Genomic DNA, 19,059 nt, shown 5'->3' with positions numbered 1-19,059 from the left:
GCTTATTCCTGGCGCTGCCAAATCTGCGAACGACCCAGCAATGACACGCCTATGTAGCCGCGCACGTTTAGCTTCTTGCCGCCATCGGTCACGTAGATCTTGCTGCTATAGGTTTTGCCATTATCCGGATCGAGGATTTGGCCGCCGGTAAATCCGGCGCCATCCTTTTTCAGGCCGGACAGGATCACCAAGCCGAAGACGGGCGCATTCTTGAGCGCGCCTTCGCACTTCGTACAGGTCGGGCTTTCGTTCGGGGCTAGGAAGACTTTCTCGATCTTGCCCTGCAAGCTCCCATTCGCTTCCGTGATGCGGATCAGCGCCCTTGGTTTGCCGCTGACGTCGTCGACGTTCCTCCACAAACCGACTGGCGAGGCATTGTCCGCCCTCGCTGCCGAGGACGCGAGCGCGGCGACCACGGTGAGCGCGATAACGGCAGATTGTTTCAGAATACGCATTGCGATGTTCTCCGAGAGGATAAGGTGCTGCCGTCGAGTTGGGATGGCTGCCGCGCAGGCGCGGCCCCGATGGGCTCATGGGTGGCTTGAGGCGGCGATCGCGGGATAGTCGGTATAGCCGGCGGAGCCGCCGCCATAGAGCGTCGCCGGGTTGAACTCCGCCAGCGGCGCGCGCGTCCTCAGCCGTTCCACAAGGTCAGGATTGGCGATGAATGGGCGCCCGAAGGCGAACAGGTCCGCCTTGCCGTCGGCAAGCTGCGACGCAGCGAGGTCGAGGTCATAGCCGTTGTTGGCGATATAGGTGTTGTTGAAGCGCCGGCGGAGCGATCCGAAGTCGAACGGCGCGACATCGCGCGGTCCGCCCGTGGCGCCCTCGACGACATGGATGTAGACGATGCCCAAGGCGTCGAGTTGATCGACGATATAGTCGAACTGCGCCTGGGGGGCGCCGCTCGAGACGCCGTTGGCGGGCGAGATGGGCGAAATCCGGATGCCGGTACGCTCAGCGCCGATCTCCTCGACCACCGCAGCCGTAACGTCCAGCATCAGCCGGGCGCGGTTCTCGACCGATCCGCCATAAGCATCCGTGCGGACATTGGCGCCGTCCTTGGCGAATTGGTCCAGCAGATAGCCGTTGGCGCCGTGAATCTCGACGCCATCGAAGCCGGCCTCAATGGCGTTCGCGGCTGCTTGCCGGAAATCGTTGACGATCCCCGCAAGCTCGTCGAGCGCCAGCGCTCGGGGCTCCGAAACCTCGACGAAGCCGTTGTTCACGAACGTCTTGGTCGCGGCCCGGATCGCCGAGGGCGCGACGGGCGCGGCGCCATGCTCCTGAAGGTCGACGTGCGAGACGCGGCCGACATGCCAGAGCTGCAGGAAGATCCGGCCACCCTTGGTGTGCACGGCGTTGGTGACCTTGCGCCAGCCGTCGATCTGCGCCTGGGAGTAGATGCCGGGCGTGTCCTGGTAGCCCTGTCCCTGCTGCGAGATCTGCGTAGCCTCGGAAATCAGCAGGCCGGCCGACGCGCGCTGGCCGTAATACTCCGCGGCGAGATCGCCTGGAACGAAGCCTGGGCCAGCACGATTGCGCGTCAGGGGCGCCATGACGATCCGATTTGAGAGGGTCAGCGAGCCGAGAGTATAGGGCTCAAACAGTGTTTTGCTCGTCATAGGTCACCTTTGTTTGTCCCCGCCGCGGCGGGGTCGTTTATCGAAGTGGCTGCGTTGGTGCTCAGGCGACCGTGCGGTACCGCTCGGCGGGATGTTCGTTCCGATAGTTCGGAAGCATGGCCTGGCGCGCGGCCTGAAGCGCGTCCCACTGCCCGGCATCGGGAAGCGGCGGGATGGTCACCGGTTCGCGGCGGTCGAAGCCGACCAGCGCCGCATCAACCAGATCGCCCACCTCCATCACGTTGGAAAGCGTGTTGATGTCGGCGCCGACGTGGTCCCAGATCTCCGTTCGCGTCGTGGCGGGAAGCACGGCCTGGACGTAGACACCCTTCGGCGCGAGCTCGAGGCTGAGCCCCTGCGACAGAAACAGCACGAAGGCTTTGGTTGCGCCGTAGACTGTCATGCCGAACTCCGGCGCCAGGCCGACCACGGAGCCGATGTTGACGATCGCTCCTTCGCCGGCCTTCGCAAGACGCGGGGCCATGGCGCTGGCAAGTCGCAAAAGTGCGGTCGTGTTGAGCGCAACGAGCCGCGCGACGTCGTCGGTACCCTGCTCGATGAAGCTTCCGCCGATGGCCGTTCCGGCATTGTTGACGAGGATCCCGATGCGGGCGTCATCGCGCAGCCTCGTCTCCACCGTTGCAAGCTCGGCAGGCTGCGTAAGATCAGCCTGGATGATGTCGATCGCCACGCCATTTTCCTGACGCAGACGGGTCCCCAGAGCCTCCATTCGTGCCATGTCACGGGCAACCAGCACGAGGTCGTGCCCGCGGCGCGCGAAGCGCTCGGCATAGGCGGCTCCGATGCCGGTGGAGGCGCCGGTAATGAGGACTGACGGGATGGTGGTCATGGCATTGCTCTTTTCTCTGATGGAACCTATATTCATGACGATCATCATGATTGAAGTTAAATATGATAGCCATCATGTAAATGTCAACAGGGGTCCGGCGGAGAATTTGAAATGAAGGTCAGTCGAGAACAGATGGCGGAGAACCGTCGCCGAATTCTGGATGTCGCGAGCCGGCTGTTTCGCGACAAGGGGTTCGATGCAGTCAGCGTGGCGGAGGTGATGAAAGCCGCCGGGCTCACCCATGGCGGCTTCTATGGCCATTTCAGTTCGAAGGACGACCTGATCGCGCAGACCCTTGCCCATGTCCTCGCCCTGGACGCAGGTGGAGAGGGCGATCTTCGCGCATATGTCGATGCCTATCTTTCGCCCCGTCATCGCGATAATGCCGCCGGTGGTTGCCCAACGGCGGGCCTTGTTGCGGCCATCCGCCATCAGACCCCGGCTACACGCTCGGCCATGACCGAAGGCCTTCGCTCGCAGATCGACCGTATCGGCAAGGCGCTCCCGGAGTTTGATGCGGCAGACAGACGCCGCGTGGCGATCGGAAGCTGGGCGGCGATGGTAGGAGCAGTGATTATCGCTCGGGCGATCGACGATCCCACGCTTTCGGATGAGGTGCTGGAACAGACACGTGCCTGGATCAATGCCGGGCTTGGTCAACAGTTTGCCTCTGCATGAAGCCGGGAGCCCTTAGTGTCGCCGCCACGGCCTGGCAGGCATAGCGAGCGACACGGACCTCACGAATGGGGCCTTCCATCCGCACTCCAAAAGACAGCGCTGGTTCTACGCGCCGCAGCCGGCAAGGCCGGCACCGACGCGCCGAGCAGGCCCACAGGTCGATCAGAGCGCGCTTAGATAGATCGACAGAATGTCCTGGCTCCCGAGCGGCCGGGGGTTGTTGTCGATCAGGCGCTTTATGGCAAAGGCCTCCTCGGCCCAAATCGGCAAATCTTGCCCCTGTCGCGGCATGGCGCGACAGACGCATTTCGATGCCGAGCGCCTGGCAATAGTCCATGGCGCTCGTCAGAATGTCGTTGGCACGCGCACCAGCGCCGAGGCCCAGCATAGAGGCGACGCCAGCAGTCTTGTCTGGGCAGGCAGACGCGTTGAAGGCCAGCACGTGCGGGAAGATGATGGCGTTGGCCAGCCCATGGGGAAGCTTGAGCCGCGTGCCCAGAGGATAGGCCAAAGCATGGCCACCGGCGGTATTGACCGGCCCAAGCACACCCCACCGTAGTAAGAGGTCAGCATCATCCCGGCCCGCGCTTCGGTATCCGCCCCGTCGGCGACGGCGCGCCAGGTAGCGGCCCACCAGGTCGATGCCGAGGCGGGCATAGCCGTCGATCAGCGGATGAGCCTTGATATTGGTGTAGGTGCTGTCGTCATGCGGCAAGAAATGTGGGCGAGATGACTGTGCGCCAAGGAGTTCAGAAGGATCTTGTCGCGATGATCATGGGTGTCACTGAAACAGCGTCATCCAGAAATCATGCTGCTTTGTGAAAGTGGATTGGCGCGGTCGATGGAAAGTCGATCGATGAGTTCCTCCACTTTCCCGAGGCTGAAGATATCCTCAAGCGCCAAATAAGCAGCGCCAAAAAGCGCACTGTCCTTCTGCGGATTGGCAAGTACGATCTGCAACTCGCGCGTGGCAAGTGGAAGGCATCGCTGGTAGACAAGCTCGCGGATACCCGACAGCAGAAACTCTCCACCCTTGGCGAGTGTGCCGCCCACCACGATCAGGCTTGGGTTGAGAATACTGACGACATCGGAGGCGACTTCCCCGATCACCCGCCCAGCGCTGCGCAGCAGCATCAGGGCTTCCGGCTTCTGCATTTCAACAAGCGATATGACATCACGGGCGTTCTCCGCCTGGAAGCCTTTGCTCGAGAGGTCCCGGGCAATCGCCCAGCCACCGGCGCGGGCTTCGACACAACCGAGCTTGCCACAGCGGCACAAAGGCGCGTTCTCGGAATTGAACTGGATATGGCCGATGTCGCCGGCCGCGCCCTGAGCGCCACGAAAGATCCTGCCGCCTGCGATAATGCCGCTGCCGATACCCGTTCCCGCTTTGATGAAGAACATGTCATCCACATGCGGGAAATTCTGGCGATGCTCGTGGATCGCCATCAGGTTAACGTCATTTTCGACATAGATTGGCACATCGAAGCGACGGCGCAGCCAGCCTATGATGTCGAATTCATCCCACCCGTGAAGGACCGAAGGACCGACGACGCGACCGCGTTTGAAATCGACCGGCGTGGGCATGCTGAGGCTGACCCCAAAAAGGGAGCCGTGGCTGGTTCGGGCCTTCGCTGCCAGGACGTCGAACCCATCGGCAATCTGCTCAAGGGAAGCCGCCGGTCCGTCCGACGCGTTGAACGGTATTGTACTTTGCGAGACAATCGCGGGTTCGAGGTCCATGGCGGCGAGATGGATGTAGGCTTCGCCAATATTGGCGACGAGAAAGAAACCCGCCCGTTCATTGATCCCAAGCACGCGCGTCGGCCTCCCGCCACTCGGCATGGTGCGCGCCGTCTCGCGGATCAGGCCCGAGTCAATCAGCGCATTCAGGCGCTGGGTGACAGTCACTCGCGACAATCCCGACGCGTCGAGCAACGCCGACCGAGACGTGGCAGCACCGGTAGCAATAAGCGAGAGAATTTCACCGCTGTTCGCAAGGGCGGGATGCTCCGCCGTACCATTTGTCCTGGCCATTCCGGTCTTCCCTGTTTGCCCGAGATTTAGCCACAAACCCAAGGGAGATAAAGGCTTGTCCGCAAGAAAGCCTTGTATATTTTGAATAAAAATATACAATACTATGTTGACTTATAGACATATCTATGGCTAAGAGGGCGCCTTCTGGGAGAACCAACGAACTTGCGTGGCTGACCCGCGCTGTTCCGACGTTTCTACGTCACTCGATCAAACGGGCCCTCACATGTTGTCAGCGCAGAAGGACTTCGCCCACCCAGATCTCCTGGCGAACGCCATTCGCGCGCTGTCAGTGGATGCAGTCGAGAACGCCACCAATCCCGTCTGGCCTGACCGTGATCGCGTCGTGCTCAGCAATGGCCACGGCTCGATGCTGCTCCAGGCAGTCGAGAAGGCGGTTTACAGGCCACTCGAGAAACAGCAGGCGAGATGACCGCAACCTACGTCATCGGACTGGACTACGGCACCGGGTCAGCCCGCGGCGTTCTGCTTGACGCCGCAACCGGCGAGCAGATCGGCAGCCACACGCATGCCTATCGCCATGACGTCATGACGCAAAGCCTTCTTGACGGCACGCCCTTGCAGCGGTCATGGGCGTTGCAGAACGCCGCCGACTATCTCGATGCGGCGGAAGAAATTCTAGGTGTGTTGGGGCGCGGACGGGTCATCGAGTCGATCGGGCTGGGCTTCTCGGCAAGCTCCCCGATGCCGACCACCACCGACGGCACAGCCCTCTCCGAACTTCATCCCGGCGAGCCCCATGCCTATGTAAAACTGTGGAAGCATCGCGCCGCGCAGCCCTATGCGGACGCGATCAACCGTGTCGGCGGATCCTTCCTGCGCAATTTCGGCGGCAAGCTTTCCGGGGAATGGCTGCTTCCAAAGGCCGCCCAGATCGCGGGCGAAGCACCGCACATATGGGGCGCGGCCGGCCGGTTTATCGAGTCCGGCGATTGGCTTGTCTGGCAGCTGACCGGCCGCGAAGTGCGAAGTCTGGGATTTGCAGCGTACAAGGCCCAGTATTCCGAGACCGAAGGCTATCCGCAGGGCATCGTGCCCGGCCTGTCCGAAAAGCTCTCGGTGCCGCACCGTATTGGCACGCCGGCTGGAAGCCTGTCTGAGGCATGGCGGGCGCGCACCGGAGTCGGCGGTCGCGCGATCGTCGCGGTGGCGGTCATTGATTCACACGTCGTGCTGCCCGCGGTTGGGGCCGTGTCGTCCGGCTGTCTCGTCGGTGCGCTCGGGACTTCGGCTGTCTATCTCTTGTTGAACGAACAGTTCCGTCCTTTGCCGCCCGGCATTGAAGGCGTGGCCAAGGATGGATCGGTTCGTGATCTCTGGTGCTACGAGGCCGGGCAGGCCGGGTTCGGCGACACGCTCGCCTGGTTCGTGAAGGCCTTTCCGCGTGGTGCCGACGAAGCAGAAAGTTTCCGTGTCTACAATCGCGAGGCGGCCGGGCTCGAACCCGGCGCTAACCATCTCGTAGCGCTCGACTGGTGGAACGGCAACCGCGTGCCGCTCGCGGATTCAGACCTCAGCGGCATGCTTGTCGGCCTCACCACCGAGACCACGGGCGTCGGCATCTACCGCGCACTGATCGAGTCACTGTGTTTTGGCGCTCGCACGGTGGTCGACCTCTTCGAGGCCGGCGATTTTGCTATCAACCGCGTGATCCTGACGAGCGGGCTGGCTCAGAACAATCCATTGCTGGTGCAGATCATGGCCGACGTGCTGGGGCGTGTCGTAGAGGTTCCAAGCATTGCCCATGCAACGGCCGTCGGCGCGGCGGTCCATGGTGCGGTCGCGGCCGAACTGGTGAACGGTTTCGCCGAGGGCACGGCCCGGTTCGGCGCGCGCACCTTCACGCCCTATCGGCCCCGTCGCGAAAGCGCGGCCGCCTACCGGTCTCTCTACAAGAATTATCGGCAGCTCAGCGACAGCCAGGCCGTGCGCAAGGCCATGCACGATCTGAACAGGGCGGCGTCTCTCGACCGGCCGGCGGAAGAAACGAAATCGGTGGCCTGAAAGGACGATTGCCACCCCGTCGATTTCTGTTGCGGAATCGCATCCTCGTCATGCAGAGCGCGCCCGAGGCGCGGCTAACACCTACAATAATGTATAAAAACATACATAATCATGGATATAATGTTTGACGGTATGCAAAACGTATGCGTTACTCAGTGGGCCTTTGGGAGAAGGGTTCAACAACTCGGGAGGAGTTTCATGTCCACTTTGCCTATGTCGACCGGCACCAAATCCGGAACCGTCGTGAGATCAACCGTTGCGGGCCTTGTGTTCTTCGGGACTGCCTTTGCAGTGACCGCCCATGCCTCGGCCGAGGAAGTCATTGTTGGCCTCGTCACCAAGACGGAGGTCAACCCGTTCTTTGTAAAAATGCGTCAGGCTGCCGAAGAGGCGGCCAAGGCCAAGGGCGTCAAGTTGATCGCCCGCGCCGGCAAGTTCGACGGCGACAATGAAGGCCAGGTCACTGCGATCGAGGATCTGATCAGCGCGGGCGCCAAAGGCATATTGGTGACGCCGAACAATTCGACCGGCATGCTGGGTGTCATCAAGAAGGCGCGCGATGCAGGGGTCCTCGTGATCGCGCTCGATACCGCGACCGAGCCGGCCGATGCCGTCGACGCGACGTTTGCCACGGACAATTTCGAGGCCGGCGTGGAGCAGGGCGCCTATGCCCGCAAGGCGCTCGGCGACAAGAAGCCGGTGCTTGCCATGCTCGATGGAACGCCTGGCGGCACGGTCGATACGTTTCGGCACAATGGATATCTGAAGGGCTTCGGGCTCGCCGAAGGTGATCCGGCTATTGCCGGCTCGGCCATTACCAACGGTGCGCAGGACAAGGGCCAGGTCGGCATGGAAAACCTGCTCTCGAAGAATGGCGAGATCAATGCCGTCTACACCATCAACGAGCCAGCCGCCGCCGGCGCCTACGCGGCGTTGAAATCCTTCGGCAAAGAGGCCGATGTCATGCTGACCTCGATCGACGGCGGCTGTGCCGGCGTTCGCGACGTCAAAGCCGGCAAGATCGCCGCGACCGTTATGCAGTTCCCCTACAAGATGGCGGCCATGGGTGTCGATGCGGTCGTGGACTATGCGACCAACGGCAAGAAGCCGAGTGGGTTCGTCAATACGGGGTCGTTCCTGATCACCGACAAGCCGGTTGAAGGGATTGACTCCAAAAATACCGAATGGGGCCTCAAGAACTGCTGGGGCGACTGATTTCTGAATCCTCCCGGCGGGACCATGCTGGACAGGCCGTCGACAAGGCGGTGTATCTGTATCGGCATGGTCCCGTTCGTTTCCGGCCCAACCCTTGAGGTCGGGAAACGTGGCGACCGTTCCAGAGGGCGAGGGCACTATGAATTCGGCATCAGCACTCTCTTTCGGCAGGATGTCCAAGATTGCCGCGAGGTTCGTCGGCACGCCATCGGTTGGTCCACTGCTTGTACTGCTCGCTTTCGGCCTGATCTTTTCCCTGACCAATCCGCGTTTTCTCGCCACACAAAACCTGTCGATCATTCTCCAGCAGACGGTGATCATCGGTACCTTGGCCATTGGCCAAACCTTGATCATCCTGACGGCCGGCATCGACCTCGCAGTGGGGGCGATATGCGTATTGGGCACCATCCTTGCCGGAAAACTGGCCAACAGCGGCTATGATCCGATTGCGGCCATGGGCTTGGCCGTTCTCGCCTGCTCGGCGGCCGGTGTCGCGGCTGGAAGCCTGATCAGCGGTCTGCGCCTGCCGCCCTTCATCGTGACGCTCGGTATATTGGGCATCATCACCGCCGCGCTCAGGCTGATTTCGGCGGGCGGGGCATTTCCGGTCACCGACGAATTTCTCGGCTGGACGGGAAACACCGTCCGCCTGAACGGCTTCATCGTCACCTACGGCGTCATCATCATGCTCCTCCTCTATGGAATGGTCTGGTTCCTTCTCAACCAGACCCAATGGGGGCGACATGTCTACGCGGTCGGCAACAATCCGGAAGCAGCCAGGCTTGTCGGCATACCGGTCGGCCGACTTCTCCTCTCGGTCTACGTCCTTGCGGCGTTCATTTATGGGATCGCGGCCTGGCTGGCGCTCGGCCGGATCCCCAACGCCGACCCCAATGCCTTGCAGACCGCCAATCTCGATTCCATCACCGCCGTCGTCATCGGCGGCACCAGCCTGTTCGGTGGCCGGGGCGGATTGATCGGCACACTGATAGGCGCGCTGATCGTCGGCGTCCTGCGCAACGGGCTGACGCTCGCCGGCATTGATCCGCTCTGGCAGGATCTGGTCACAGGCATTCTCGTGATCGTGGCGGTCGCGCTAGATCAATTGACCAGAGGGAGGCGGTGATGACGCCTGTCGAGCCGAGAGAGCCGGTGGCGACCGCTCCAGTTGGCGTCGTCCTCGAAGCGCGCAACGTGATCAAACGCTACGGGCACATCACCGCTCTCGACGGTGTCGATTTCGAACTGCGCTCCGGCGAAATCCTGGCGGTCGTCGGCGACAACGGCGCTGGAAAGAGCTCGCTGATCAAGGCGCTGACCGGAGCGATCGTCCCTGACAACGGCGACATCCTGCTGGACGGCCAACCCGTCCACTTCAAGGGTCCGCTGGACGCACGCAAGCTGGGCATCGAGACGGTCTACCAGGATCTCGCCGTTGCGGCCGCGCTCGATATCGCCAGCAATCTGTTTCTGGGTCGGGAACGCCGCCGCCCCGGATTCCTCGGCAATGTCCTGCGCATGCTCGACAAGAAGGGCATGCGAGCAGAGGCAGAACGCAGCATGGCGGAACTGAAATTCCGCCTGCCGTCGATCGGCAGCGCCGTGGAAGCGCTGTCAGGCGGTCAGCGTCAGGGCGTCGCTGTTGCCAGAGCGGCACTATTCGCCAAGAAGCTTGCGATCATGGATGAGCCCACAGCAGCACTCGGCGTGCGGGAAACTGGCCAGGTTCTCGACCTGATCCAGGCAATCCGGCAGCGTGGACTGCCGGTAGTCCTGATCAGCCACAACATGCCGAACGTCTTCGAAATCGCCGACCGCATCCACATCATGCGGCTCGGCAAACGTGCGGCCGTGGTCAGTCCGAAAACCCACACCATGGCCGATGTCGTCGCCATCATGACCGGCGCGGCGAAGTTCGAAGAACCGGCAGCATCAGCTTCTCGGTAGGACCGCCGTCATAGGTCTCATCGGCAGGTATAGCCGCCATCGATGGGTAGCGACACGCCGGTGATCATCGAGGCCGTATCGCTGAGCAGGAACACGATCGGGCCGGCGATTTCGTCCTCTGTTGCCCACCGGCCGAGCGGCATCTGCTTCAGGAACGGTTCGGCGACATGCGGCTGGCTCCAGTGGCCGGATGAGATTGGTGTCATGACGACCGTTGGATTAACGCTATTGACCCGAATTCCGTATTTGCCCAACTCCAAGGCCGAACAGCGCGTGATGTTTTCGAGCGCCGCCTTCGAGGAGCCGTAGGAAATGTGCCCCTCGAGCGCGACCAGCGCTGCCTGGCTGGAGACGTTGACGATCGCGCCGCCCTTGCCGATGCGCACCATTTGCTGCGTTGCATATTTGGTGACCAACAACGCGCCACGCGCATTGATGGTGATGGCCTTGTCGAAAATCGCGATGTCGGTGTCCATGGGCGTTGCGATCTCGCCGCCGAAACCGCCGCAATTGACCACTCCCCAGAGTTCGAGGCCTTCCAGGGCAGTTCGGATATCGTCTTCCGAGGCAAGGTCGAAGGTCACGGTGCGGCAACCCGTCTCCTTGGCGATGGCATCAAGCGCTTCGCGGGAGCGTCCGGCAGCAATCACGTCGGCGTTCGCCCGCGCCAGGTGCCGAACGGTGGCGCCGCCGATGCCGCCGCTGCCGCCCGTCACCAGAATCTTTCTTCCCTGAAAATCCGTCATGATTTCCTCTTAGCCCCTGTTTGAAGTTTTAAGCTTGTGTCGCGGCAGCCCGATCAGTTGACACGCTCCTTGAGCAGGACGCGTTCCGCATGCGCGGCGGCTGCATTGGAAATTCTGTCTCCGGCCTCGTTGAAAAGGTGGCAGACGTCAGCCGGCAGCGTGATTGCGATGCGTTCGCCCGCCCGCACGATCCGGCCGCGGCTGTCACGAATGATCAGGCTTTCCTCGCGTTCATTGGCATGTATGAATGTGTCGCTGCCAAGCAGTTCGACCATGGAAGCCTGCACGACATGGGCATCGGCCTGTCCGTGGCCCGCAAGCACGACATGTTCCGGCCGAATGCCCAGCGTAACGCGATCGCCGGGCTCGACATGCCGCTCGACCGGAATGTCTAGTACCGGTCCCCAGGAAAGAGCCACGGTCACGACCATCTCGCGAATGGCAGCAACCTTGCCGTTCAGGAAATTCATCGCCGGCGAACCAATGAATCCGGCAACGAACAAATTGGCTGGCCGATGGTAAAGCTCGAGCGGTGTGCCGACCTGTTCGATGCGCCCGCCATTCATCACCACGATGCGGTCGGCAAGCGTCATGGCTTCCACCTGATCGTGCGTGACGTAGACCATGGTGGATGCCAGTTCAGCCTTCAGCCGCGCGATCTCCACCCGCATGCCGACACGCAATGCCGCGTCGAGATTGGAAAGTGGCTCATCGAGCAAGAAGAGTTTCGGCTTGCGTGTCATGGCGCGGCCGATCGCGACACGCTGGCGCTGTCCGCCGGAAAGCTCTCGTGGCTTGCGCTTGAGATAGGAACCGAGCCGCAGTTTCTCGGCAGCACGCCTTACGCGTTCAACGATTTCGGCGGCGGGCGTCCGTGCGATCTTCAGGCCGAAACCGATGTTGCGGCCGACATCCATGTGCGGATAGAGCGCGTAGGACTGGAACACCATGGCCACGCCTCTTGCCGGTGGCTCGGCACCGCTCATATCCGCGCCATCGATCAGGATACGGCCGGAGCTGATCGGCTCCAGCCCGGCGATGATCCGAAGCAGTGTGGACTTGCCGCAGCCCGACGGTCCCACCAGGACGCAGAACTCACCGTCCTCGATTGTCAGCGACAGTTCCGGAATGACGGTCGTATTGCCGAAGGCCTTGGTGACTTTGTCGATCGAAAGCGTTGCCATGGGTCTAGCCTTTGACCGCACCGGCGAGCAGGCCCCGCACGAAGGCGCGCTGCACCAGCACATAAAGGAGGATGAGGGGAAGTGCGATGAGCGTCAGGATTGCGAAGAGGGCGCCGGGATTGGCCATATAGAGGCCGGAGTACTGCATGGGCACGATGGTGAGCGTCTTCATCTCGCTCTTAGTGAGAACGATGAGGGCGAGGAAGAACTCGTTCCACGTCACGATGAACTGCCAGATCGTGACGAAGACCAGGGCCGGCCGCACCAGCGGCAAGGCCACGTGCCAATAGGTTTGCCAGGCGTTGCAGCCATCTACCCGCGCCGCCTCGAAGAGTTCACGCGGGGCATCTTCCATGAAGGACTTGAGGATGACCATGGCAAACGGCACGCCGAGCGCCGCGTAGGGCAGGATGAGTCCGATATAGGTGTTCACCCAGCCGAAATTCTGAAGGAGGATGGCGAGCGGCAGGACCATGGAGGCGAGCGGAACCATCAAGGTCGTGAGCAGCGTGGTGTAGAGGAAGATCGAGCCCTTCAGCCTCAGGATTGCGCAGGCGAAGGCGAACAGCGAGGAGACCGCGACCACGATCACCACTGTCGCAACCGTGATGATCAGGCTGTTCAGAAAAATGGCCCCCAGCGGATTGTCGCGAATGACGGTGACGAAGTTGTCGAAGGTCACCGGCCAGGTGAAGAGCTCTGCGTCGAAGGCCTGAGCCGGGGTGCGCAGCCCGATCGACAGCATGTAGATCTGGGGCACCATCCAGAAGCCGAGCACGATGAAGAGGACGGCATGGATGAGCATGCCGCGGATTCGGAGGCGGGTGAGGGGCATCATCACGGATGCTGCCTTGCCGCGGGCGTCAGGCGGGCGCCCAGCGCTGCGATCTGGATCAGCGAGAGGGTGAGCGCGATGACCAGCACGATGACGGAGAGCGCGGCCCCGCTGCCTGTGTCGCCCAGCACGAAGCTCTGCTTGAAGATGAATGTGCCGAAGACCTCGCTGGCCCGGTTCGGTCCGCCGCCGGTCATCAGGTGCACGATGGGGAAGGTCTGCAATGTGCCGATAACGCCCAGGAGCAGCAGGGATTTCGTTGCAGGGGCAAGCATCGGCACGATCACATGCACGGCAAGCCGCCAGCCCTTCGCTCCGTCTATGCGGGCGGCATCGAGCACTTCGCTCGGCAGGTTGGCGATGCCGGCGATGTACATGAGCATCGAGAAGCCGGTCCATTGCCAGATGTTGACGATGATCAGCGCATAGATCGCCGTCTCCGGGTCGCCGATCGGTGACGTCGCCATGACGATGCCGACGCGCTTCAAATACTCCTGGGCAATGCCATAGTAGGGCGCGTAAATTTGCACCCAAACCAGGCTGATGACCGAAACCGAGGTCACCACGGGCAGGAAGAACATGGTGCGAAAGAAGCCGCGAAGGGCGTGGGTATGGCGCTCGATGAAATAGGCGAGCAGCCCGCCAATCAGCATCTGCACCGGTATGGTGATGACGCCCCACAGAAACATGTTGCGCACCACGGTCCAGAAGGTCGGATCGCCGAGAACCGTCCTGTAGTTGGCAAGTCCGGCAAAGACCGCTCCGGCGCTTGTGCCGACATAGAGGCTCTGCCCGGCGACCCAGAGAATCGGATAGGCGATGAAGACGACAAACAGAAGCGTCGCCGGAAGCACGAAAAGATAGAGCCGCGAAGCTCTGGATGCCGATCGCCGCCCGACCTTCGCGATGGTGGATCCGGCTCGCATAGCTTCTGTGCTCATGATGCTTGCCATTTCAGAATGAAGCGACCGGGCGCGTCTGCGCCCGGTCGTTCGTCCCAGGTTACTTTGCAGCAAGTGCCTTCTCGGTCGCCGCCTGCACGGTGGCGAGCGCTGCTTCCGGCTCGATGCTGCCAGCCGCGACGCCGGCAAGCGCATTGTCGAGCGCCTCGGCGACTGCCGGCGAGGCAAAGCGCTGGTTTTCCGCCTTGGGCAGGTCTGCCATGAAGCGGGCCGACATCTCCTTCACGTGATCGGTAATGTCGCCCTTCGGCGAATAGCCCTCGAACGCCGGGAGGTCGTTGAGGTCATTCAACGCCTCCTGAAGGCCAACGCCGTTGGTGAGTTCGGCAAGAAAAGTCCAGGCTTCGGGGTTCTTGCCACCATTCTTGGTCAGGCCGTAGCCGATGTCGATGCCGCCGACGGGCGGGCTCGCTGGATTGCCGTCCTTGACAGGAGGCAGATAAAAAAAGTCGAAGCCGTCCATGTTCTGGACAAACTCGGACAGTGGGGGAGGGAACTTGCTTTCCTGCATCCACCAGGAGCCGAGCGCCATCATGCCGACCCTGCCCTGTGCAAAGAGCTGAGCGCCCGTCGGATAGGCATGCGCCCCAAGCGCTCCCTGTTGGAAGATGCCGTCGTCGAAAAGGCCTTTCCAGGCCTTCATCGCCTCGACGAGTTCCGGTGCTGTCCAGGGCGTTTCGCCCGCCTGGGCCTTGTCGACGATGCCCGGCGAGAACTGGTTGGCGAGCATGAGGAAAACGTTCTCGTTCTGCCAGCCGTCGGCCGCGCCCTGGAACATCGGAATATAGCCGTTGTCGGTCAGCGCCTTGGCCGCAGCTTTCAACTCGTCATAGGTCTTTGGTGCCGAAAGATTGAGCTTTTCGAAGACCTTGCGGTTGTACCAGATGCACAGAACCTGGGATTCCTGGGGGATGATGTAATAATTTTCGTCGCCCTTCGGATTGCCCATCAGCATCTGCTTGCGGTTGACCGGGAAGATCTTTTCCGCCCACTTGTCGCCCCACTGCTTGGCGGCGCGCTCGTTCACCGCTTCAAGATTTTCGCGATATTGTTGGGTGAGCGATCCCGGCTGCAGGCCGATCACGTCAGGCAGGCTCCCGGACGCCGCCGCCGCCTTCAGGGCCGTGATGTATTCAGGCGAATAGTTGTAGTAGGTATATTTCACCTTGACGTCCGGATGTGCCTTCTCGAAGGCGGCGATGGACTTGTTCATCGTGCTCTGCACGAACCATGACCAGACGGTCACCTCTTTCTGCTCGGCATTCGCCGAAGCAGAAAGAGCGGCGGCGAGGATCGTCGTCGCAAGAAACAGCATCTTCCTCATAGTATTCCTCCCTTTTTCTACCACGTAGTGAGCGTCGCGAGCCTCCTACTCGCGGGCGCAATGACCCATTGGAGGGTCGCTTTCCTAACCGACAGCGTTTTGCATGCGCCGCTCACCAGTTCCGGCGTCAGGCGGCCTTGGCGGCTGCGACCGTCAACACGTCTTCCGTGATCACCCGGTCGTCCGCGAGCGGGCGGTTTGGCGTCAGGCCGAGCTTCTGCAGGTCGCCGTGATAGGCGCGCACGGCTTCCTCCGGGCCAATTGTGCCGTCAGCAACCGCCCGCATCAAAACGATGAGGTGAAGCGGCGCCTCGGCGAGGTTGATCTTGCGGCCGAAGAGCGCCAGGCGAGCGCCATGGCGCTGCGACTGGGCGACGAGCTCGAACGTGTCGCGGGTGGTGCCAGCCCCGCCGCCGAGCACGCCGACGATCAACTCGGAATCGAAATTGGCGAGTTCTTCCATCGCCTTCGGCCCGTTATACGGTGTCTTCAGGAACAGCGGACGCTCGGCCTTCGGCACGCTCGCCAATGACTTGATGATGTTGTCGTTGACGAATTCGCCGATTTGCTCGCTGCTGAGACCGATATCGACGCTTGGATTGAAGACCTCGTAGAAATATTTGAAGTTGGTCCGAGCCGCCTCGGCGCGGAACTCGGCAAAGGCATTCAACGTGCGGATGTCGAGTTCGACATCGTTGCTGAAGGAAACTGAATAGAGAGCAAGGTCCGTGCCGCGCGTCGGATAGTTGGCGATAGCGCGCGAAAGATTGGCATCGCGGAATGGCGCCGACGGCTTCTGGGTATAGACGCCGTGACGCACGGCGCCCCAGCACATCGTTTCCAGATTGCCGCGGATCGCCGGTTTCATCTCACTGCCGAAGAAAGCGCCACGCTCGTCGAGAAGATCAAGGTTGGACTGCGACACCAGCATGATGTCGACGATGTCCTGTTTGATGATCTCCTCGATCTGGGCGATGAACTCCTGGCGGCTACGGCGGCGCGGCGGCTTGACCGAATAGTCGAAGCCTGTAGCGGTCACGCCGGCGCCAACGTCGCTGTCCTTGGCATCGGCAATGACGAAATCGGTCGGCTTGTAGCGGCCGGCGCGAATGTTTGCCAGCTTCCTGTCGAGTCTCGTGACCATAGTTGTTCCTCGGTGGACATTTTGGGCGGCTCTGTTGCCGCGCTCTTGCTTCGCCGTTCCAACGTCATAGGCAGATATTTCTCACAATCTGTCAATAGCTACCTAAATCTTTCTAATTTGCGTGATGAGGGCACGTGGCGGCGCGCCAATCTCATTCATCTGCCATAAGTTAGGATTTGCCTAGAATTAACACGTTGTTTTCATTATAAAATATTCAGAAGCCCCAACGAATGGCGCACTCTGAGCATTTGCACGAATTGCGTGCTGCGATGCCCCATGAGCGGCTCCGCAACGCCATTTCTGCGCAATTCCGGCGCGAAACTACAGAATTGCATTGACGCTGTGGAAGATAATGATAGCAATTGGCAGTGTCGGCAGAGGTGAGGAGGAGCGCGGCCGTGAGGGATGGTTTCGTCGCATCGTGCGCAGAACGCTATCGCGCCCTGATCGATCCGCGGTCCGGTTCGCTTGGCGCGGATGCCCTTTCGTGGGCGGGCCTGTTCCTGTGCGGCATCAGCGCATGCATCGATGCGCGGGTCGAGATGCACGACATGCAGCCGCTTCTGGGCGCACCGAACGGCAGCCCTGCGGCGCAACTCGCCGATCTTCTTCTTTCGCGTGCCGCGCGCGGGGTGGGCGGCGAGGTGCGGTTCGACTGGCCGGAAGGCCCGGCGTGGCTGCGCGAGCGCTTGCCGCTGCGCTATGCACTGGGCGGAACCGGTCCTCAGGCGGCTTGGGTGCTAGGGCAACTTGGGGTCCGCTCCCTGGTCGCCATCGAGGATCGTCACGCGGCAATGCTGCGGTTGATACCGGCCGGCGTTCTGCTGGCGGAAAGCGGGACGCTCAAGACGCCGGATGCAGTGTCCCCGGCTGGTCCGCACATCCCGGAAATCTTCATCTTCGAATTCACCGCCGGCCGCGCGATCGGCGCCGTCGTGCCGACCCGCTCCTCACGTGTCATCGTGCGCTTCTGCGACCGCGGAATTCAGCATGACCAGGATTTCGAGACCATGTCGCGCCGGCTGGCGCCGTCAGCCGCAGCCGGGCTTCTTGCCGGGCTGAACGACGAGGCGGTGGAGAATGTCGGCGCCGCCAGCCGGCACGTCTTCGCTCTCAGCCGCGACTGGAAGGCAGCCGGCCTCAAGACGATCCATTTCGAGCTGGCGGGCTATGCCACGCAGCAGGCAGTCGAGGAGCTTTTTTCCCATTCCCGCGGTGCGATCACCTCGCTCGGAATGAGCCATTCCGAACTGCTCGCCATGAGCCCGTCCGCCCACCATCCCATGGAGGCTCTTGTGGCGCTAGGCGAGCGTCTCGATCTCGAGCGGGTGTGCGTGCATGCCGATACATGGGCCGCCGCCGCAACCTTGAACGATCCAAAGGAAGAGGAACGCGCACTGATGGCAGGCTGCGCTATCGCCAGCGCCAGGGCGGCGAATGGAGAACCCGCGCGAACCATCGCGATCGCACCGACGGCCGAATTCCATCCACTTCCTTTCGAAACGCCCGTCCGCAAGGGACGCTGGACCTTCGTTGCCTGCGCTTCTCCCTACTTGGAGAAGCCAGTGACGACGCTCGGCCTGGGTGACAGCTTCACCGCAGGCTGTCTGCTCATCCTCGGACAACACCGTCACGCCGACGCCGGTCCCGCACTCCAACGCGCCTGAAGGACAAATTCCATGTTTCTCGAACGGTTCCGACTTGACGAAAAAACTGCCTTCATCACCGGCGGCGGCCGCGGCATCGGCCTGTCGACGGCCGAAGCGCTCGCGGAGGCTGGCGCACGGGTTACCATATCGGACATGGATCCTCAGGTGTTGGAGGCGGGGCGTGACGAGCTAAAGCGGAAGGGCCACCAGGTCGAAGCGGTACAGCTCGACGTAACCGATTCCAAGGCCGTTGCCGCAGCCGCTCGATCTGCCAATGAGCGTCACGGCGCGGTCGATATCCTGATCGCCAATGCGGGGATCGCCTGGCCCGACACAGGCGGGGAGGATATGAGCGACGACGTATGGCTGAAGGTGATCGACGTCGACCTGAATGGCGCCTATTGGTCATGCCGGGAATTCGCAAGACCCATGCTCGAACGTGGCCGTGGCGCGATCGTCACGCTGGGTTCCATGTCCGGATTGATTTCCAACAAGCCGCAGCGTCAGGTGCACTACAACACCGCAAAGGCCGCCGTTCACCACATGACACGCAGCCTTGCCGGAGAATGGGCCGAGCGCGGCGTGAGGATAAACTGTGTCGCGCCGACCTATGTCGATACTGTCATGTCGCGCGGCGGCTTCACTGACAACAAGCTGATGCCGGTGTGGATGGAGATGACGCCGATGAAGCGCGTTGCGCGCCCCGACGAGATTGCCGCTTCCATCCTCTTCCTTGCCTCGGATGCTGCGAGCGCTATGACCGGCGCGGTTGTGGTTGTGGATTGCGGCTATACGATTTGGTAGAGATTGAACGATCTGGCCTGAAATCCGTCGCCGTCGG

At 61.7% G+C, this 19,059-nt stretch carries 19 protein-coding genes; 8 read left to right on the top strand and 11 right to left on the bottom strand.

The window, feature by feature from the left end:
* Window positions 1-2 precede the first annotated feature (2 nt).
* The 3 genes from EOB36_RS07785 to EOB36_RS07775 form a co-directional block, all read right to left on the bottom strand.
* Entirely contained in the window at window positions 3-416 is a 414-nt protein-coding gene (locus EOB36_RS07785) for a DUF2147 domain-containing protein (RefSeq protein ID WP_245467658.1), read from the bottom strand.
* A 114-nt stretch (window positions 417-530) separates the two neighbouring features.
* Window positions 531-1,625 (bottom strand): alkene reductase, encoded by a 1,095-nt coding sequence (locus EOB36_RS07780; RefSeq protein WP_128284603.1) that lies wholly within the window; start codon window positions 1,623-1,625, stop codon window positions 531-533.
* Window positions 1,626-1,686: 61 nt separating this feature from the next.
* Entirely contained in the window at window positions 1,687-2,475 is a 789-nt protein-coding gene (locus EOB36_RS07775) for an SDR family oxidoreductase (RefSeq protein WP_095483990.1), read from the bottom strand.
* A 111-nt stretch (window positions 2,476-2,586) separates the two neighbouring features.
* Between EOB36_RS07775 and EOB36_RS07770 the strand changes: the two genes are divergently transcribed.
* Window positions 2,587-3,153, top strand: a complete 567-nt coding sequence (locus EOB36_RS07770) for a TetR/AcrR family transcriptional regulator (protein ID WP_095483633.1) — start codon at window positions 2,587-2,589, stop codon at window positions 3,151-3,153.
* Here the strand turns inward: EOB36_RS07770 and EOB36_RS07765 are convergent.
* Complete coding sequence (locus EOB36_RS07765) at window positions 3,116-3,868, bottom strand: iron-containing alcohol dehydrogenase (protein ID WP_128284602.1); 753 nt, start codon at window positions 3,866-3,868, stop codon at window positions 3,116-3,118. The genes EOB36_RS07770 and EOB36_RS07765 overlap by 38 nt on opposite strands.
* Before the next feature lie 80 nt (window positions 3,869-3,948).
* The gene (locus tag EOB36_RS07760) at window positions 3,949-5,190 is read right to left on the bottom strand and encodes an ROK family transcriptional regulator (RefSeq protein ID WP_095483635.1); all 1,242 of its coding nucleotides are present in this window, start codon (window positions 5,188-5,190) and stop codon (window positions 3,949-3,951) included.
* Window positions 5,191-5,413: 223 nt separating this feature from the next.
* Here EOB36_RS07760 and EOB36_RS07755 point away from each other — a divergent pair, with 223 nt between their 5' ends.
* The 5 genes from EOB36_RS07755 to EOB36_RS07735 all read left to right on the top strand — a co-directional run bounded on the left by EOB36_RS07755 (window position 5,414) and on the right by EOB36_RS07735 (window position 10,374).
* Window positions 5,414-5,620, top strand: a complete 207-nt coding sequence (locus EOB36_RS07755) for a hypothetical protein (RefSeq protein ID WP_095483636.1) — start codon at window positions 5,414-5,416, stop codon at window positions 5,618-5,620.
* Entirely contained in the window at window positions 5,617-7,212 is a 1,596-nt protein-coding gene (locus EOB36_RS07750; RefSeq protein WP_095483637.1) for an FGGY-family carbohydrate kinase, read from the top strand. Before EOB36_RS07755 ends, EOB36_RS07750 begins: the two co-directional genes overlap by 4 nt.
* A 243-nt stretch (window positions 7,213-7,455) precedes the next feature.
* Complete coding sequence (locus EOB36_RS07745) at window positions 7,456-8,427, top strand: substrate-binding domain-containing protein (RefSeq protein ID WP_342587091.1); 972 nt, start codon at window positions 7,456-7,458, stop codon at window positions 8,425-8,427.
* 139 nt (window positions 8,428-8,566) lie between these two features.
* Window positions 8,567-9,553, top strand: a complete 987-nt coding sequence (locus EOB36_RS07740) for an ABC transporter permease (RefSeq protein WP_095483639.1) — start codon at window positions 8,567-8,569, stop codon at window positions 9,551-9,553.
* Entirely contained in the window at window positions 9,553-10,374 is an 822-nt protein-coding gene (locus tag EOB36_RS07735; protein ID WP_095483640.1) for an ATP-binding cassette domain-containing protein, read from the top strand. Before EOB36_RS07740 ends, EOB36_RS07735 begins: the two co-directional genes overlap by 1 nt.
* A 17-nt stretch (window positions 10,375-10,391) precedes the next feature.
* Here the strand turns inward: EOB36_RS07735 and EOB36_RS07730 are convergent, their stop codons facing one another.
* From EOB36_RS07730 to EOB36_RS07705, 6 genes are all read right to left on the bottom strand, one after another.
* Window positions 10,392-11,120 (bottom strand): SDR family oxidoreductase, encoded by a 729-nt coding sequence (locus tag EOB36_RS07730; protein WP_126103579.1) that lies wholly within the window; start codon window positions 11,118-11,120, stop codon window positions 10,392-10,394.
* A gap of 53 nt (window positions 11,121-11,173) precedes the next feature.
* Window positions 11,174-12,304 (bottom strand): sn-glycerol-3-phosphate ABC transporter ATP-binding protein UgpC, encoded by a 1,131-nt coding sequence (gene ugpC / locus EOB36_RS07725; RefSeq protein WP_095483642.1) that lies wholly within the window; start codon window positions 12,302-12,304, stop codon window positions 11,174-11,176.
* 4 nt (window positions 12,305-12,308) lie between these two features.
* On the bottom strand, window positions 12,309-13,142 hold the full coding sequence (locus EOB36_RS07720; protein ID WP_095483643.1) for a carbohydrate ABC transporter permease: 834 nt from the start codon (window positions 13,140-13,142) through the stop codon (window positions 12,309-12,311).
* Entirely contained in the window at window positions 13,142-14,080 is a 939-nt protein-coding gene (locus EOB36_RS07715) for a sugar ABC transporter permease (RefSeq protein WP_095483991.1), read from the bottom strand. The genes EOB36_RS07720 and EOB36_RS07715 overlap by 1 nt, the downstream gene beginning before the upstream one ends.
* Window positions 14,081-14,141: 61 nt before the next feature.
* Complete coding sequence (locus tag EOB36_RS07710) at window positions 14,142-15,425, bottom strand: extracellular solute-binding protein (protein ID WP_095483644.1); 1,284 nt, start codon at window positions 15,423-15,425, stop codon at window positions 14,142-14,144.
* 127 nt (window positions 15,426-15,552) lie between these two features.
* Entirely contained in the window at window positions 15,553-16,569 is a 1,017-nt protein-coding gene (locus EOB36_RS07705) for a hypothetical protein (protein ID WP_128284601.1), read from the bottom strand.
* Between the two features lie 398 nt (window positions 16,570-16,967).
* On the opposite strand from EOB36_RS07705, the gene EOB36_RS07700 reads away from it, so the two are divergent.
* Window positions 16,968-18,236, top strand: coding sequence for an ADP-dependent glucokinase/phosphofructokinase (locus EOB36_RS07700; protein WP_128241289.1), 1,269 nt, complete (start codon window positions 16,968-16,970; stop codon window positions 18,234-18,236).
* Between the two features lie 12 nt (window positions 18,237-18,248).
* Window positions 18,249-19,022: an SDR family oxidoreductase gene (locus EOB36_RS07695; RefSeq protein ID WP_128284600.1), complete on the top strand. Its 774-nt coding sequence runs from the start codon at window positions 18,249-18,251 to the stop codon at window positions 19,020-19,022.
* The last annotated feature ends 37 nt before the right edge of the window (window positions 19,023-19,059 follow it).

The organism is Mesorhizobium sp. M6A.T.Cr.TU.017.01.1.1 (genome assembly GCF_004023115.1).
Taxonomy (GTDB): domain Bacteria; phylum Pseudomonadota; class Alphaproteobacteria; order Rhizobiales; family Rhizobiaceae; genus Mesorhizobium; species Mesorhizobium mediterraneum.
This window is presented reverse-complemented; position numbering and strand designations above follow the sequence as displayed.

What these genes read in the sequence shown, in the direction of transcription:
- EOB36_RS07750 (WP_095483637.1), top strand. Translation starts at nt 5,617, where the DNA reads ATGACCGCAACCTACGTCATCGGACTGGACTACGGCACCGGGTCAGCC.
- EOB36_RS07740 (WP_095483639.1), top strand. Translation starts at nt 8,567, where the DNA reads ATGAATTCGGCATCAGCACTCTCTTTCGGCAGGATGTCCAAGATTGCC.
- EOB36_RS07715 (WP_095483991.1), bottom strand. Translation starts at nt 14,080, where the DNA reads ATGAGCACAGAAGCTATGCGAGCCGGATCCACCATCGCGAAGGTCGGG.
- EOB36_RS07705 (WP_128284601.1), bottom strand. Translation starts at nt 16,569, where the DNA reads ATGGTCACGAGACTCGACAGGAAGCTGGCAAACATTCGCGCCGGCCGC.
- EOB36_RS07735 (WP_095483640.1), top strand. Translation starts at nt 9,553, where the DNA reads ATGACGCCTGTCGAGCCGAGAGAGCCGGTGGCGACCGCTCCAGTTGGC.
- EOB36_RS07730 (WP_126103579.1), bottom strand. Translation starts at nt 11,120, where the DNA reads ATGACGGATTTTCAGGGAAGAAAGATTCTGGTGACGGGCGGCAGCGGC.
- EOB36_RS07720 (WP_095483643.1), bottom strand. Translation starts at nt 13,142, where the DNA reads ATGATGCCCCTCACCCGCCTCCGAATCCGCGGCATGCTCATCCATGCC.
- EOB36_RS07780 (WP_128284603.1), bottom strand. Translation starts at nt 1,625, where the DNA reads ATGACGAGCAAAACACTGTTTGAGCCCTATACTCTCGGCTCGCTGACC.
- EOB36_RS07755 (WP_095483636.1), top strand. Translation starts at nt 5,414, where the DNA reads ATGTTGTCAGCGCAGAAGGACTTCGCCCACCCAGATCTCCTGGCGAAC.
- EOB36_RS07770 (WP_095483633.1), top strand. Translation starts at nt 2,587, where the DNA reads ATGAAGGTCAGTCGAGAACAGATGGCGGAGAACCGTCGCCGAATTCTG.
- EOB36_RS07695 (WP_128284600.1), top strand. Translation starts at nt 18,249, where the DNA reads ATGTTTCTCGAACGGTTCCGACTTGACGAAAAAACTGCCTTCATCACC.
- EOB36_RS07775 (WP_095483990.1), bottom strand. Translation starts at nt 2,475, where the DNA reads ATGACCACCATCCCGTCAGTCCTCATTACCGGCGCCTCCACCGGCATC.
- ugpC (WP_095483642.1), bottom strand. Translation starts at nt 12,304, where the DNA reads ATGGCAACGCTTTCGATCGACAAAGTCACCAAGGCCTTCGGCAATACG.
- EOB36_RS07760 (WP_095483635.1), bottom strand. Translation starts at nt 5,190, where the DNA reads ATGGCCAGGACAAATGGTACGGCGGAGCATCCCGCCCTTGCGAACAGC.
- EOB36_RS07710 (WP_095483644.1), bottom strand. Translation starts at nt 15,425, where the DNA reads ATGAGGAAGATGCTGTTTCTTGCGACGACGATCCTCGCCGCCGCTCTT.